Origin of the sequence: Pseudomonas kairouanensis (assembly GCF_004682055.1) — a bacterium.
Lineage (GTDB): Bacteria > Pseudomonadota > Gammaproteobacteria > Pseudomonadales > Pseudomonadaceae > Aquipseudomonas > Aquipseudomonas kairouanensis.
The window spans coordinates 32,191-45,752 of record NZ_QUZU01000023.1 but is presented as its reverse complement, the minus strand read 5'-3'; the positions used below and the strand labels follow the sequence as shown (position 1 = coordinate 45,752).

Below are 13,562 nucleotides of genomic sequence, written 5' to 3'. Positions count from 1 at the left end.
CCGGGCGTTTTTGAGGGCGGTTGCAGCTTACTTAAGGTGCGGATACCCGCCCTAGATGCTTCACAGACTTAGATCTTGCCGACCAGGTCCAGGGATGGAGCCAGAGTCGCTTCGCCTTCTTTCCACTTGGCTGGGCACACTTCGCCTGGGTGGGCAGCAACGTACTGGGCAGCCTTGATTTTGCGCAGCAGCTCGGAAGCGTCACGGCCCACACCGCCGTCGTTCAGTTCAACGATCTTGATCTGACCTTCTGGGTTGATCACGAAAGTACCGCGATCGGCCAAGCCAGCTTCTTCGATCAGTACGTCGAAGTTGCGGGAGATGGTCAGGGTCGGGTCACCGATCATGGTGTACTGGATCTTGCCAATGGCTGGCGAAGTGTTGTGCCAGGCAGCGTGGGCAAAGTGAGTGTCGGTGGAAACGCTGTAGATCTCGACGCCCAGCTTCTGGAATTCGGCGTAGTTGTCGGCCAGGTCTTCCAGTTCGGTTGGGCAAACGAAGGTGAAGTCGGCTGGGTAGAAGAACACAACGGACCATTTGCCTTTCAGGTCAGCGTCGGTCACATCTACGAAGTTGCCGTTTTTGTAGGCGGTAGCTTTGAACGGTTTTACTTGGCTGTTGATGATAGGCATCGTTGACTCTCCGTCAGGGGTTAAGAAGTTGATGAAGTGAATCCTACCCACTCTCTGCATCGATGGCTCATTGGCAAACCTGATGCTCGCGATTGGTTTTCCCTATCAGGTGACTGTATTAATAGAAGAAATCTCAAATCAGCGGTTGGCTAGCCAGTGTCATGCCGAGAAAGGGCGTCGCTTCAACATAGCGCATGGCCGATTTCATGTCGCTCCAGCCGACGTAACTCATCAACGACTTCAAATCCCAACCGCTGCGGTGGGCCCAAGTGGCAAAGCCCCGACGCAGAGAGTGACTGGTGTATTGCTCGGCAGGCATGCCGGCGCGCTCCAGGGCCTGGCGCAGTAGCGGGATCACACTGTTGGCGTGCAAGCCCTCCTCGCCCAGATTGCCCCAGCGGTCAATCCCACGAAACACCGGCCCGCGCACCAGCGCCGAAGCACTGAGCCACTCGCTGTAGGCCTGTACCGGGCAAAGGCGTAACAGCGCCGGGGTGTGATAGGTCTTGCCGAGGTTGTCGCGATCGCTTTTGCTGCGCGGTAGATACAGGCTGATGCCGGCACCGGGCGTAGCCTGTACATGCTCGATCTGAAGCCGACAGAGTTCATCACTACGAAAGCCGCGCCAAAAACCCAGCAAGATCAACGCAGTGTCGCGCTTGGCGCGCAATAGCCGCGCAGGGTCATGAGCCGCGTCTTTTGCCTCGCGCTCAAGGGACGCAACCACTTGCTCCAAGTGCTTGAGCTGCAGCGGCTCAGCCTGTTTCTCCTGCGCGGGGTGCACGGCACGAATCCCCTTGAGCACCTTGCGCACCACGGGCGCCTTGGTTGGGTCGGGAAAACCTTGGCTGGTATGCCATTGCGCCAATGCCGAAAGCCGCAGTTTCAAAGTATTGACCGCGAGCACACCTGCGTGGGCCACCAGGTAGCGAGCCACGCTGTCTGCCGTGGCGGGCAGGAACCCTCCCCAACTCACTTCGAAATGCTCGATGGCTGCGCGGTAGCTGCGCCGCGTGTTATCGCGTGTGGCGGCATTGAGGTAACGATCCAGATCGCTCATGGGAAGCCTATTCATACTGCTGGCAGGTGTTTGCCCGGTTAAAATGCTGATGACACGGGATAATACGCCAATATCCCATCTTAGAAATGACGAATTCAAACCAAACCATATTCATGATATAGTACGTAAATACATACTACGTACCACAGTACTAAATCGACGGAGACCCCATGGCTCGCGGCGGCATCAATAAAGCAGTAGTTCAAACGGCCCGCTTGGCGATCCTCGCCCGCGGCGAAAACCCCAGCATCGATGCCGTACGTATCGAAATGGGCAATACCGGCTCAAAGACCACGATTCACCGCTATTTGAAGGAGCTGGACGACAGCGAAACCCGGCTGACCATCACCGAAGCGCCCCTCGATGATGAGTTGGGCGAACTGGTAGCAAGGCTGGCCCAGCGCCTCAAAGACAAAGCCCAAGAACCCATCGACTTGGCCTTGGCGCAATTTGAACAGCAGAAAACCGCCCTGCTCGCACAGGTAGCGGCACTGGAAGAGGCCCACAGCCAACTCAAGCAACAGTTCGATATACAGGCCGCCGCCCTGACTGAAGAGAGCGCCGCCCTGCAAACCGCCAGCACCAGCCTGCAGACCGAGCAAACCCGCAATGCCGGACTGAGCCAGGCTTGCAGCGATTACGAGTTGCGCATCAACGACAAGGACGAACAGATTCGCTCGCTGGAAGATAAGCACCTGCATGCCCGCGACGCGCTGGAGCATTACCGCAACGCGATCAAGGAACAGCGTGAGCAGGAACAGCGCCGCCACGAAGGCCAGCTACAGCAGGTTCAGGCCGAATTGCGCCAGGCCCAGCAAAGCGCACTGGTGCGCCAGGATGAAATCACCCAGCTGCATCGCGACAATGAGCGGCTATTGATTGAGCATCGGGTAACGACCAAGGAATTGGCCGCTTTGCAGGAACAAGTCCGCGAGGATCAGGCCCAGCAGCTCAAACTGAGGGAGCAACTGAGCCAGGTAGACAGCGAGCGCACCCTGCTTCAAGAGCGCCTACGGGTTGCCGTGCTGGAGTGCCAATCACATCAGGAGGCAGTGATCGCTCACCAGCACACCCACAAAGCCCTGGAACTGAACCTGATCAAGGCCCAGGCCAGTATCGAGGCGTTGCGCCTGGCGGCCGTCGTTGCAACGGCGCCAGAAGCGCCACCACAAGACTGATCAGTGCGCCACAGGCGTGCGCATGGTGACAAACTCTTCCGCCGCCGTTGGGTGCACGCCGATGGTTTCATCGAAATGCTGCTTGGTCGCGCCCGCCTTGAGCGCGATCGCCAGGCCTTGGACGATCTCACCGGCGTCCGGGCCGACCATATGGCAACCCAGCACTTTGTCGGTGTCGGCATCGACCACCAGCTTCATCAGGGTTTTTTCCTGGCACTCGGTCAGGGTCAACTTCATCGGCCGAAAACGGCTTTCGAAGATCTGCACCTTGTGGCCCTTTTCTTTCGCCTCTTCTTCCGTCAGGCCAACCGTACCGATATTAGGCAGGCTGAACACCGCCGTCGGGATCATCGCGTAATCCACCGGGCGGTATTGCTCAGGCTTGAACAAGCGACGCGCCACGGCCATGCCTTCGGCCAGGGCCACCGGGGTCAGCTGCACGCGACCAATTACATCGCCAATGGCCAGGACCGACGGTTCGGTGGTCTGGTACAGGTCGTCCACTTCGACAAAGCCACGCTTGTCGAGCTTCACGCCGGTGTTTTCCAGGCCAAGGCTGTCGAGCATCGGGCGGCGCCCCGTGGCGTAGAACACGCAATCGGCTTGCAGCACACGACCGTCTTTCAGTGTGGCCTTGAGGCTGCCATCTGCTTGCTTGTCGATGCGCCCGATGTCGGCATTGAACTGCAAGTCCAGGCCGCGTTTAGTGAGTTCTTCCTTCAAATGGGTGCGCACCGAACCGTCAAACCCACGCAGGAACAGGTCGCCGCGATACAGCAACGATGTCTGCGCGCCCAGCCCGTGGAAGATACCGGCGAACTCTACGGCGATGTAGCCCCCGCCGACCACCAGCACGCGCTTGGGCAGCTCTTTGAGAAAGAACGCTTCGTTGGAGCCAATGGCGTGCTCGCGCCCTGGAATCTCCGGAATCTGAGGCCATCCGCCGGTGGCGATCAGGATGTGCTTGGCAGTGAACCGCTCGCCATTGATCTCCACCTGGTGCGGGTCGATCAGTCGTGCATGCCCTTCGTGCAGGGTCACGCCACTGTTGACCAGCAGGTTGCGGTAAATGCCATTGAGGCGATTGATCTCGCGGTCCTTGTTGGCGATCAGGGTTGCCCAGTCGAAGTTCGCTTCACCCAATGACCAGCCAAAGCCGCTGGCTTGCTCGAAGTCCTCGGCAAAGTGTGCGCCGTAGACCAGCAGTTTTTTTGGCACGCAGCCCACATTCACACAGGTACCGCCCAGGTAGCGGCTTTCCGCCACGGCCACCTTGGCCCCAAAGCCCGCCGCAAAACGTGCCGCGCGAACACCGCCGGAACCGGCGCCAATTACATACAGGTCAAAATCGTAGGCCATTTCACTCTCCTCGGCAGGACATCAGCATACCGACTTACATGGGACCGAAAAACGAAAAAGCCACCCGAAGGTGGCTTTCTTTCTATAACGCTGTAGGACTACGGTGAATCAGTAGGCCTTGCCAGTCTTATAGAAGTGCTCGTAGCAGAAGTTGGTCGCCTCGATGTAGCCTTCAGCGCCGCCGCAGTCAAAACGCTGGCCCTTGAACTTATAGGCAATGACGCAACCGTCTTTGGCTTGCTTCAACAGGGCGTCGGTGATCTGGATTTCGCCGCCCTTGCCTGGCTCGGTTTCTTCGATCAACTTGAAGATGTCCGGGGTCAGGATGTAGCGACCGATGATCGCCAGGTTCGACGGTGCATCTTCCGGTGCTGGCTTTTCAACCATGTCGCGTACGCGGATCAGGCCATCGCCGATTTCGTCGCCGGCGATCACGCCGTACTTGTTGGTTTCCTGTGGGTCCACTTCCTGGACCGCAACGATGGTGCAGCGGTATTTCTTGTACAGATCAACCATCTGCTCCAGAACACCCTTGCCATCCAGGTTGACGCACAGGTCGTCCGCCAAGACCACGGCGAACGGTTCGTCACCGATCAACGGGCGGCCGGTGAGGATCGCGTGGCCCAGGCCCTTCATCTGTGTCTGGCGGGTGTAGGAGAACGAGCACTCGTCCAACAGCTTGCGGATACCTACCAGGTATTTTTCCTTGTCGGTGCCCTTGATCTGGTTTTCCAGCTCGTAGCTGATGTCGAAGTGGTCTTCCAGGGCGCGCTTACCACGGCCGGTCACGATGGAAATTTCGTTCAGGCCGGCATCCAGTGCCTCTTCAACGCCGTACTGAATCAGTGGCTTGTTCACCACCGGCAGCATCTCTTTGGGCATGGCTTTGGTCGCTGGCAGGAAGCGAGTGCCGTAACCGGCTGCTGGGAACAAGCATTTCTTGATCATATAAGTCCTTACAAAGGGCTGTGCGTACGAAATTCGGCGCAGTCTAATCAGGCCGCAGTCACCTTACAATGGGTCCTGCTGGCGTTGCGATGTCATCATAGAGAAAAAATGTCGGCGTAAGTTCCGCTGATCTTACGAAGAGCCACTGCGCCGGCAGGCTAAAAAACATCCACGCCTCACGATTGGTGAGGGCTGCAACCTTTTTAGCATGCTTTTGACCGAGGGACACTGACCTACAATAACTTGCGCTGGCCCGCGACATTTGGCGCTATCATGAGCGCCTCTGAACCAGACCACGAGATTCCCAATAGATGTCAGAACCAAAAGGCGTGAACGGCTACCTGATCACCCAGCGAGCAGACGGCTGGCACTTGATCAACTTCCACGGTGACAGCGTCGCCGGCGCATTCGCCACCGAGCGCGAAGCCATCGCGGTCGCAGAAGTGTTTGTCGATGAAGCGGGCCATGCGTCGAGCAAGCGTCCCAAGGGCAAGTAATTACCGCGCGCTCTAAAAGAAGCCCCGGTCACGGGGCTTTTTTGTGTTTGTCTGTACCTAGATGGCCGTTCGCTATAATCTGCCGCAGACGCACCACGACAGTGTCAGCGCCCCTCCCCCAACACCCTCGATGACGAACCCTCCATGAATAGACTACTGGCACTGACTGCGGTACTGGCGCTGGCCGGCTGCACCACCACTTCTGACGTGTACCTGAAAAACGGCGAGCAAGGCCTGACCATCGACTGTTCGGGCGAGGCCAACTCCTGGGCCAGTTGCTACGAAAAAGCCGATGCCTCCTGCGCGGGTACCGGCTATCGCATCGTTGGCACTGAGGGTACGCCCTCGCTCAACGAGGACGACAAGACCCTGGGCAAGGACGTCGGCAACTATAAAAGCCGCAGCGTCGTCGTGGTGTGCAAATAGTCTGCGGGCTACAAGTGAATCTCGGCAAACTTGATCCCCAGCCCACGCAGCGTCTCGGTCAACTCATCGAGGCTGGCAAAGGATTCGACTTCATCCTGTTCGTCTACCAGGAAAAAGCTGCGCCCGCCGCTTTTTTTGAAGAAAACGATCCACTCGCCAAGGTCGGCGGGGTTCTGGATGACATGGGTCGCCGAGATTTGCCCCTCGGCATGGCGGGCGATGACGTGTTCACGCTTCATATATGATTTTCCGTCGCGGCATTAGCCGGAAATACACTCTTCCCCGGCCTTTTTCACGTCGCCCGGACGGATAGGCACATTGGACATGCTCTCGTAGAGTTTGATGCTACTGCCGCTGGAGCGCTCCTCGATCTCAAAGATCGCCGAAGGGTCGGCCGAGAATTTTTGCGGCACGATCACCTGAAAGCCTTCCTTGTGCGGCTCGATCTGCGGCGGCCGGCGCGTAGCAGACAGCTTCTGCACCACGCACGCGGCGTATTCCTGTGGTTTCTTCCCGGAAATGACCGACAACGTCGGCGGGGTCTGCTTGATATCTGCAACCGAAGCACACCCACCCAACGCCAAGGCCAGAACCAACACACTCCACTTCATACAAAACCTCCGATAAAGACCCTACGACAGCGGGGATGGTAATTTTCTCCCGCCCACGTAGGATTTATCCCTGATAACTCGGTAAATAACTGTTTTAAATTGTCGATGTCGTCGAAGACGACGCGATAATAAACGCGCTGGGGCTGATAAACTCCATCTTAACCTACGTATCGTTCTGATTTTTCAGAAAAAGCCCTTCTGGAGACACCCCATGAAATTCATCCACCAGCGCGAGCACCTCAACGAGGGAGACATTGTCGTCATCGAATGCTCGCAAACGTGCAATATCCGCCTGATGAGCGATGCGAACTTTCGCAGCTTCAAAAATGGCGGTCGCCATACCTACCACGGTGGCGCTTTCGACAAATTCCCAGCCAAGATCACCGCGCCCAGCACCGGGTTCTGGAACATCACCCTGGATGTGGTGACACGCCGCGCCATCAGCGTCACCAAGAAGCCGACCCTGTCCCACAAGATCCGCATCGTGCGTCGCACCAGCTCCAAATTGAGCTGAGCCGAACACCCAACAGGAAATAGCCGTGACCACTACCACCAAATACGTCATCAAGTACAAACTCAACGGTGAACGCCGCTTCGAGTTCGCCCAATTGCAAAGCAACAGCGTGGAAGAAGCCAAGCAAGCCCTGGCGAAAATCCATGATGCCAGCGATGAAATCACCGACATCAATGTGAGCAAGGCGCTCTAAGCCCATGCCCGGCCCCACCGAGGACTTGTTCGCCGACGATGCCCTGCAGCAACCCTCGGGGCGCGAACAGATCGGCGACGAGTCCTACGTATTGCGGGGCTATGCCCTACCCTGGATCGATCGGCTTCTGCCTGAGCTGCGGCGCGTGCTGGCCCAGTCACCGTTTCGCAGAATGGTCACGCCCGGTGGCTTTACCATGTCAGCGGCCTTGAGCAGTTGCGGCGCACTCGGCTGGACCACCGATACCAGCGGCTACCGCTACAGCCCTCTCGACCCGCGTAGCCAACAGCCCTGGCCACGCATGCCGCAAGCCTTGCGCCAACTGGCGGCTGAGGCCGCGGCGGATGCCGGTTTTGCCGACTTCGCCCCCGATGCCTGCCTGATTAACCGTTACGTGCCCGGCGCGAAGATGTCCCTGCACCAGGACAAAAATGAACGCCACTTCGGTGCTCCGGTGGTTTCAGTTTCCTTGGGCCTGCCGGCGATTTTCCTGTTTGGCGGCCATGAGCGCAGCGACAAAACCCAAAAGGTTTCGCTGTTCCACGGCGACGTGGTGGTCTGGGGTGGCGTTGATCGCCTGCGCTTTCATGGCGTGATGCCCATCAAGGAAGGCGTGCATGGGGTCATGGGGCCGCAACGCATCAATCTTACCTTTCGCACCGCCGGCTGATTTTGACCGCAAGCTTCGGAGTGTCAGGTGCGTGCAACAGCGTTAGTCTGCTCAACACCTGCAAAGAGTGCCGAGCATGACTATCAACGACGACCCTCGCTGGGCTGCAATCCTGGCCCGTGACCCCAAGGCCGACGGCCTGTTTGTGTATGGCGTGAAAACCACCGGTGTGTATTGCCGCCCCAGCAGCCCGTCACGTTTGCCGCGTCGGGAGAATGTCGAGTTCTTCGACACCCCGGCCCAAGCCGAAGCGGCAGGTTACCGCGCAAGCAAACGCGCGGCCTCAGACCGAACCCAGGTGGCCGCCCAACACGCCCAACTGGTCGCCAATGCCTGTCGGTCTATCGAACAGGCGCAAACGCCACCGGACCTCGGAACCCTTGCGGCCCAAGCCGGGCTCAGCCCCTTCCACTTCCATCGCGTGTTCAAGGCCGTGACCGGCCTGACGCCCAAGGGCTACGTCAGCGCCCACCGCTCGCGCAAGGTGCGCGATGGGCTCAAAAGCCAGCACTCGGTCACCGACACGTTGTACGGCGCCGGCTTCAATTCCAACAGCCGCTTCTACGAGTCGGCCAATCAATTGCTCGGCATGAAACCCAGTGATTACAAGGCGGGCGGTACCCATAATGAAATTCTGTTCGCCGTTGGGGAGTGCTCGCTGGGCGCCATATTGGTCGCGCAGAGCACTCGTGGCGTGTGTGCGATCCTGCTGGGGGATGATCCGGGCAAGCTGGTGCGTGATCTGCAGGATCAATTTCCCAAGGCCCGCCTGGTGGGCGCAGATCGCAGCTTCGAACAGGTGGTGGCCCAAGTGGTCGGGTTTGTCGAGGCGCCCGCCCTGGGCTTGGACCTGCCGCTGGATCTGCGTGGCACCGCCTTTCAAGAGCGGGTGTGGCAGGCCTTGCGTGATATTCCGCTGGGAAGCACTGCCAGCTATGGGCAAATAGCCGAACGTATCGGCGCGCCAAAGTCCTTCCGCGCAGTGGCCCAGGCCTGCGGTGCCAACAGCCTGGCGGTAGCGATTCCGTGTCACCGGGTGGTGCGTAGCAATGGCGATTTATCGGGCTATCGCTGGGGCGTCGAACGCAAGCGCCAATTGCTGGAGCGCGAAAGCCAAGCCTAAAGCAGCTTGCGCTTGCGAAACTCAGCGACCTTATGCCGGTTGCCACACAGCGCCATGCTGCACCACCGGCGTTTGTGGGCCTTGGTCCGATCGTAGAACCACAGCACGCACTCGGGGTGCTCGCAGGTGCGGATCAGATTGAAATCACCGTCCACCAATAAGCCCGCAGCCGCCTCGGCAATCGGTGACAGGAACTGCTCCGGCGTTTGCTGTTTGCGTTGACGTTCCAGGCGCACTTCACCCGGTGCAGGCCACATCAGTTGCGGATGGCTGACAGCCTTGCGCAAAAAACCATTGAGTGCAGCCGGATCGCCCTGCTCCCCCGCCTTGCGTTGTTCAAGCAGCGTACGAATCACTTCCCGCAACACCTTGGCCGTCGCCAACAAGCTCCCGACCTCGAATACAGGTGTCGCGCCTTCTGCGACCCAACCCAAACGCACCAGCCAGCGCTCGACATCGGCATCGCTTTGCCAGAACTCGAAGGGCTCACCGTCGACATTGGCGCGTGTGTTGAGCATGTCCAGTACCGGGTCATCGGCAAGGACGTAGGGTTCCAGCAGTGCGGTGGCGGTCATGTTCATTCCTCGTGAGAGCGATGAAATAGTAACCGCCATTTAAGCTTAATGATAGTTACAGAGCAAAAACAAATAACCCGTATAAACCATTTGACAGGTTACTTTTTTGGGCGCAGCTTTTAAGCCAGGTAACCGCTATATCAACCCAATCAAGTTACATAAGGCGCACTCGAAATGACCACTCAAGCCACCGCTGTTTACTACCGCCACGTCGACGTCGATGGCGTTCGCATGTTCTACCGTGAGGCCGGCGAACCGACCGCCCCGGTGATTCTGCTGTTGCACGGCTTCCCCAGTTCGTCCCACATGTACCGCAACCTGATCCCCCTGCTTGCGACGCGCTTTCGCGTGATCGCCCCTGACCTGCCAGGTTTTGGCTTCACCGAAGTACCGGCCGAGCGCAATTACCCCTACAGCTTCGACAACCTCGCAATCACCGTGGGGCATTTTGTAGATGCACTGCAATTGAGCCGCTACGCCCTCTACGTTTTTGATTACGGCGCGCCTGTTGGCCTGCGCCTGGCCGTGGCGCACCCGGAGCGGGTCAGCGCACTGGTCTCGCAAAACGGCAATGCTTACCTGGAAGGCCTTGGGGATTCATGGGCGCCGATTCGTGCCTACTGGGCCGACCCAAGCGCGGCCAATCGCGATGTGGTGCGCAAAGGAGTGCTGGGCCTTGAAGGCACGCGCTACCAATACCTGCAAGGGGTGAACCAACCGGACCGTGTGGCGCCCGAGTCCTACATGCTCGACGTACTGCTGATGCAGCGGCCGGGCAACGAGGATATCCAGCTGGACCTGTTCCTCGACTATCGCAATAACCTCACGCAATACCCTGCCTTCCAGGCGTTCTTCAAGGCCACGCAACTACCGACCCTGGTGATCTGGGGCCAGAACGACCCCTTCTTCATCCCACCGGGCGCCCACGCCTACGCGTCCGACAACCCCAACGCCGTGGTGGAATTGCTGGACACCGGCCACTTCGCCCTGGAAACCCATGCCGTCCATGTTGCCCAACGTATTCACGCGGTGCTGGGCCACGCTATCGATTGATGCAGGCGCACGAAACCTGGGTTTCGTCCAGTGAATAAAACAGACTGGCCGGGTGCCGGGTGCCCTGCTAAAACAGCGAAATGCCTTACTAACGCTGGAGACGCATCCCATGAGCACTTGGCCAGACACCCGCATTCTTGACCTGCTGGGCATCGAACTGCCCATCATCCAGGCGCCCATGGCCGTCGGCACGACGACGGCCATGGTTATAGCAGCCAGCCAAGCGGGCGCTTTGGGCTCGCTGCCGGCAGCAGCGTTGAGCATCGAGCAACTGCGCCAGGCGTTGAGCGAAATCCGTCAAGCCAGCACCCACCCAATCAACGTCAACTTCTTCTGCCACCAACCACCCCAGCCTGACCCGGCACGCGACCGTCACTGGAAAGCGTTGCTGGAACCCTACTACCGCGAATTGGGCGCCGATTATGACGCGCCAACGCCGGTGTCCAACCGCGAGCCGTTCAACGAAGCCGCTTGCCAGGTGATCGAAGAGTTTCATCCCCAAGTCGTCAGCTTTCACTTTGGCTTGCCGCAAAAAGACCTGCTGGAGCGGGTTAAAACCACCGGCGCCAAAGTGCTGTCCTCGGCCACCACAGTCGAAGAAGCCATTTGGCTGGAACAGCATGGGTGCGACGCGATCATCGCCATGGGCATCGAGGCAGGTGGGCATCGAGGGTTGTTTCTCAGCGACGACCTCAACACCCAGATCGGCCTGTTTGCCCTGGTGCCGCAGATCGTGGATGCCGTCAGTGTGCCGGTGATCGCCGCCGGTGGTATTGGCGATGCGCGGGGCATTGTCGCGGCGTTTGCGCTAGGCGCTTCTGCGGTTCAGATCGGTACCGCCTACCTGTTTACCCCGGAAGCCAACGTCACCCCTTCCCACTACCACGCCTTGCGCCACGCCCAAGCCAGCGAAACCGCACTGACGAACCTGTTCACCGGCCGCCCGGCCCGTGGCATCGTCAACCGAGTAATGCGTGAGTTGGGCCCCATAAACCAGGCTGCCCCAGCGTTTCCCACGGCCGGTGGTGCGTTGATCCCGCTCAAGGCCAAGGACGAAGCGGGTTTCAGCAACCTGTGGTCTGGTCAGGCGCTGCGCCTGGGCAAAGACATCTGCACGTATGACCTGACCCGCCAATTGGCCGAGCAGGCATTGGCCAAGCTCAAGCCGAACTGACACCCGAGGCAACTTTTGGCTGTACCGGCAGTGGCTAACCGCTATATATTCCCGTAAATAGCGGTATAGCCTTTTACCTATAACACGCCGTACATCCCCAAGGAGCTGCTTCATGATGATCCGTGTCTCACGCCTGGCCGCACTGGTCGCTGCCCTGGCTTTTGGTTCGGCTCACGCCGATGAAGTACAGGTGGCGGTCGCCGCCAACTTCACCGCGCCGATCCAGGCGATTGCCGCCGATTTCGAGAAAGACACCGGCCACAAGTTGGTCGCGGCCTACGGTGCCACCGGCCAGTTCTATACCCAGATCAAAAACGGCGCGCCGTTCGAGGTATTCCTGAGCGCCGACGACACCACTCCGCAAAAACTGGAAAGCGAAGGCGACACCGTCAAAGGTTCGCGCTTCACTTACGCCGTGGGCACCCTGGCGTTGTGGTCGGCCAAGGAAGGCTACGTGGACGCCAAGGGCGACGTGCTGAAGAAAAATGCGTTCAAGCACCTGTCCATCGCCAACCCGAAAGCCGCGCCGTACGGCCTGGCTGCGACCCAGGTGCTGGCCAAAGAAGGCCTGAGCGACAAGGTCAAGGACAAGATCGTTGAAGGCCAGAACATCACCCAGGCCTACCAGTTCGTGTCCACCGGCAACGCCGAGTTGGGCTTCGTCGCCTTGTCGCAGATCTACAAAGACGGCAAAGTCACCAGCGGTTCGGCGTGGATCGTCCCATCGTCCATGCATGATCCGATCAAACAGGACGCGGTCATCCTCAATAAAGGCAAAGACAGCGCCGCTGCCAAGGCACTGGTTGAATACCTCAAGGGGCCAAAAGCCGCTGCCGTTATCAAGTCCTACGGTTACGAGCTCTAAATGCCGCTATCGAGTGCCGATTTTTCCGCTATTTGGTTGACCATCAAACTGGCGTCCCTGACCACGGTGATCCTGCTGGTCATCGGCACTCCGATTGCCCTGTGGCTGTCGCGCACCCGTTCGTGGTGGCGCGGGCCCATCGGCGCAATTGTTGCCTTGCCGCTGGTGCTGCCGCCCACGGTGATCGGCTTCTACCTGCTGTTGACCATGGGTCCCAACGGTTACTTCGGCCAGTTCACCCAATGGCTGGGCCTGGGCACCCTCACCTTCAGCTTTGCCGGGTTGGTGATTGGCTCGGTGATCTATTCCATGCCGTTTGTGGTGCAGCCGTTGCAAAACGCCTTCTCTGCCATCGGTACACGCCCTTTGGAGGTGGCCGCCACGTTGCGCGCCAACCCGTGGGACACGTTTTTCACGGTGATTCTGCCCCTGGCACGCCCAGGCTTTATCACCGCGTCGATCCTGGGTTTTGCCCACACCGTCGGTGAGTTTGGCGTGGTGCTGATGATCGGCGGCAATATCCCGGACAAGACCCGAGTAGTCTCGGTGCAGATCTACGACCACGTAGAAGCCATGGAATACGCCCAGGCCCACTGGCTGGCAGGGTCCATGGTGGTGTTCGCGTTCCTGGTGCTGCTGGCGCTGTATTCCAGTCGTAAAACCAAGATGGGCTGGAGTTGATTG

The 13,562-nt window shown here is 59.0% G+C and carries 18 protein-coding genes; 11 read left to right on the top strand and 7 right to left on the bottom strand.

What is annotated here, in order from left to right; all coding sequences use genetic code 11:
* Positions 1–68: 68 nt before the first annotated feature.
* Together ahpC and DYL59_RS18335 are read right to left on the bottom strand one after the other, a co-directional pair.
* The gene (ahpC, locus tag DYL59_RS18340; RefSeq protein WP_003173835.1) at positions 69–632 is read right to left on the bottom strand and encodes an alkyl hydroperoxide reductase subunit C; all 564 of its coding nucleotides are present in this window, start codon (positions 630–632) and stop codon (positions 69–71) included.
* A gap of 133 nt (positions 633–765) precedes the next feature.
* Positions 766–1,692: a site-specific integrase gene (locus DYL59_RS18335; RefSeq protein ID WP_135290430.1), complete on the bottom strand. Its 927-nt coding sequence runs from the start codon at positions 1,690–1,692 to the stop codon at positions 766–768.
* A gap of 170 nt (positions 1,693–1,862) precedes the next feature.
* On the opposite strand from DYL59_RS18335, the gene DYL59_RS18330 reads away from it, so the two are divergent.
* Positions 1,863–2,870 (top strand): DNA-binding protein, encoded by a 1,008-nt coding sequence (locus DYL59_RS18330; RefSeq protein WP_135290429.1) that lies wholly within the window; start codon positions 1,863–1,865, stop codon positions 2,868–2,870.
* Here the strand turns inward: DYL59_RS18330 and gorA are convergent, their stop codons facing one another.
* A complete protein-coding gene (gene gorA, locus DYL59_RS18325) occupies positions 2,871–4,229 on the bottom strand; it encodes a glutathione-disulfide reductase (RefSeq protein ID WP_135290428.1) in 1,359 nt (452 codons plus the stop codon). It abuts the gene before it with no gap.
* A 108-nt stretch (positions 4,230–4,337) separates the two neighbouring features.
* The gene (gene galU, locus DYL59_RS18320; RefSeq protein WP_135290427.1) at positions 4,338–5,177 is read right to left on the bottom strand and encodes a UTP--glucose-1-phosphate uridylyltransferase GalU; all 840 of its coding nucleotides are present in this window, start codon (positions 5,175–5,177) and stop codon (positions 4,338–4,340) included.
* Between the two features lie 311 nt (positions 5,178–5,488).
* On the opposite strand from galU, the gene DYL59_RS18315 reads away from it, so the two are divergent.
* Together DYL59_RS18315 and DYL59_RS18310 are read left to right on the top strand one after the other, a co-directional pair.
* Complete coding sequence (locus DYL59_RS18315) at positions 5,489–5,674, top strand: hypothetical protein (protein WP_071484118.1); 186 nt, start codon at positions 5,489–5,491, stop codon at positions 5,672–5,674.
* Between the two features lie 144 nt (positions 5,675–5,818).
* Positions 5,819–6,100 (top strand): hypothetical protein, encoded by a 282-nt coding sequence (locus DYL59_RS18310; RefSeq protein ID WP_135290426.1) that lies wholly within the window; start codon positions 5,819–5,821, stop codon positions 6,098–6,100.
* An 8-nt stretch (positions 6,101–6,108) separates the two neighbouring features.
* Here DYL59_RS18310 and DYL59_RS18305 read toward each other — a convergent pair whose 3' ends face one another.
* Together DYL59_RS18305 and DYL59_RS18300 are read right to left on the bottom strand one after the other, a co-directional pair.
* Positions 6,109–6,339: a hypothetical protein gene (locus DYL59_RS18305; protein ID WP_135290425.1), complete on the bottom strand. Its 231-nt coding sequence runs from the start codon at positions 6,337–6,339 to the stop codon at positions 6,109–6,111.
* A 21-nt stretch (positions 6,340–6,360) separates the two neighbouring features.
* A complete protein-coding gene (locus DYL59_RS18300) occupies positions 6,361–6,711 on the bottom strand; it encodes a hypothetical protein (protein ID WP_135290424.1) in 351 nt (116 codons plus the stop codon).
* 211 nt (positions 6,712–6,922) lie between these two features.
* On the opposite strand from DYL59_RS18300, the gene DYL59_RS18295 reads away from it, so the two are divergent.
* From DYL59_RS18295 to ada, 4 genes are all read left to right on the top strand, one after another.
* Positions 6,923–7,225 (top strand): DUF1883 domain-containing protein, encoded by a 303-nt coding sequence (locus DYL59_RS18295; protein WP_135290423.1) that lies wholly within the window; start codon positions 6,923–6,925, stop codon positions 7,223–7,225.
* Between the two features lie 25 nt (positions 7,226–7,250).
* On the top strand, positions 7,251–7,418 hold the full coding sequence (locus DYL59_RS31400; protein WP_167496692.1) for a hypothetical protein: 168 nt from the start codon (positions 7,251–7,253) through the stop codon (positions 7,416–7,418).
* A 4-nt stretch (positions 7,419–7,422) separates the two neighbouring features.
* The gene (alkB, locus tag DYL59_RS18290) at positions 7,423–8,088 is read left to right on the top strand and encodes a DNA oxidative demethylase AlkB (protein WP_135290422.1); all 666 of its coding nucleotides are present in this window, start codon (positions 7,423–7,425) and stop codon (positions 8,086–8,088) included.
* Between the two features lie 76 nt (positions 8,089–8,164).
* Positions 8,165–9,211 (top strand): bifunctional DNA-binding transcriptional regulator/O6-methylguanine-DNA methyltransferase Ada, encoded by a 1,047-nt coding sequence (gene ada / locus DYL59_RS18285; protein WP_135290421.1) that lies wholly within the window; start codon positions 8,165–8,167, stop codon positions 9,209–9,211.
* On the opposite strand, the gene DYL59_RS18280 is transcribed toward ada, so the two are convergent.
* The gene (locus tag DYL59_RS18280) at positions 9,208–9,786 is read right to left on the bottom strand and encodes a CGNR zinc finger domain-containing protein (RefSeq protein WP_238340712.1); all 579 of its coding nucleotides are present in this window, start codon (positions 9,784–9,786) and stop codon (positions 9,208–9,210) included. The genes ada and DYL59_RS18280 overlap by 4 nt on opposite strands.
* Positions 9,787–9,960: 174 nt before the next feature.
* Here DYL59_RS18280 and DYL59_RS18275 point away from each other — a divergent pair, with 174 nt between their 5' ends.
* The 4 genes from DYL59_RS18275 (at position 9,961) to modB (ending at position 13,559) form a co-directional block, all read left to right on the top strand.
* Positions 9,961–10,839, top strand: coding sequence for an alpha/beta fold hydrolase (locus DYL59_RS18275; RefSeq protein WP_135290419.1), 879 nt, complete (start codon positions 9,961–9,963; stop codon positions 10,837–10,839).
* Between the two features lie 109 nt (positions 10,840–10,948).
* Positions 10,949–12,013, top strand: a complete 1,065-nt coding sequence (locus tag DYL59_RS18270; RefSeq protein WP_135290418.1) for an NAD(P)H-dependent flavin oxidoreductase — start codon at positions 10,949–10,951, stop codon at positions 12,011–12,013.
* A 112-nt stretch (positions 12,014–12,125) separates the two neighbouring features.
* Positions 12,126–12,878 (top strand): molybdate ABC transporter substrate-binding protein, encoded by a 753-nt coding sequence (gene modA / locus DYL59_RS18265; protein ID WP_135290417.1) that lies wholly within the window; start codon positions 12,126–12,128, stop codon positions 12,876–12,878.
* Positions 12,879–13,559 (top strand): molybdate ABC transporter permease subunit, encoded by a 681-nt coding sequence (gene modB, locus DYL59_RS18260; RefSeq protein ID WP_033902954.1) that lies wholly within the window; start codon positions 12,879–12,881, stop codon positions 13,557–13,559.
* The last annotated feature ends 3 nt before the right edge of the window (positions 13,560–13,562 follow it).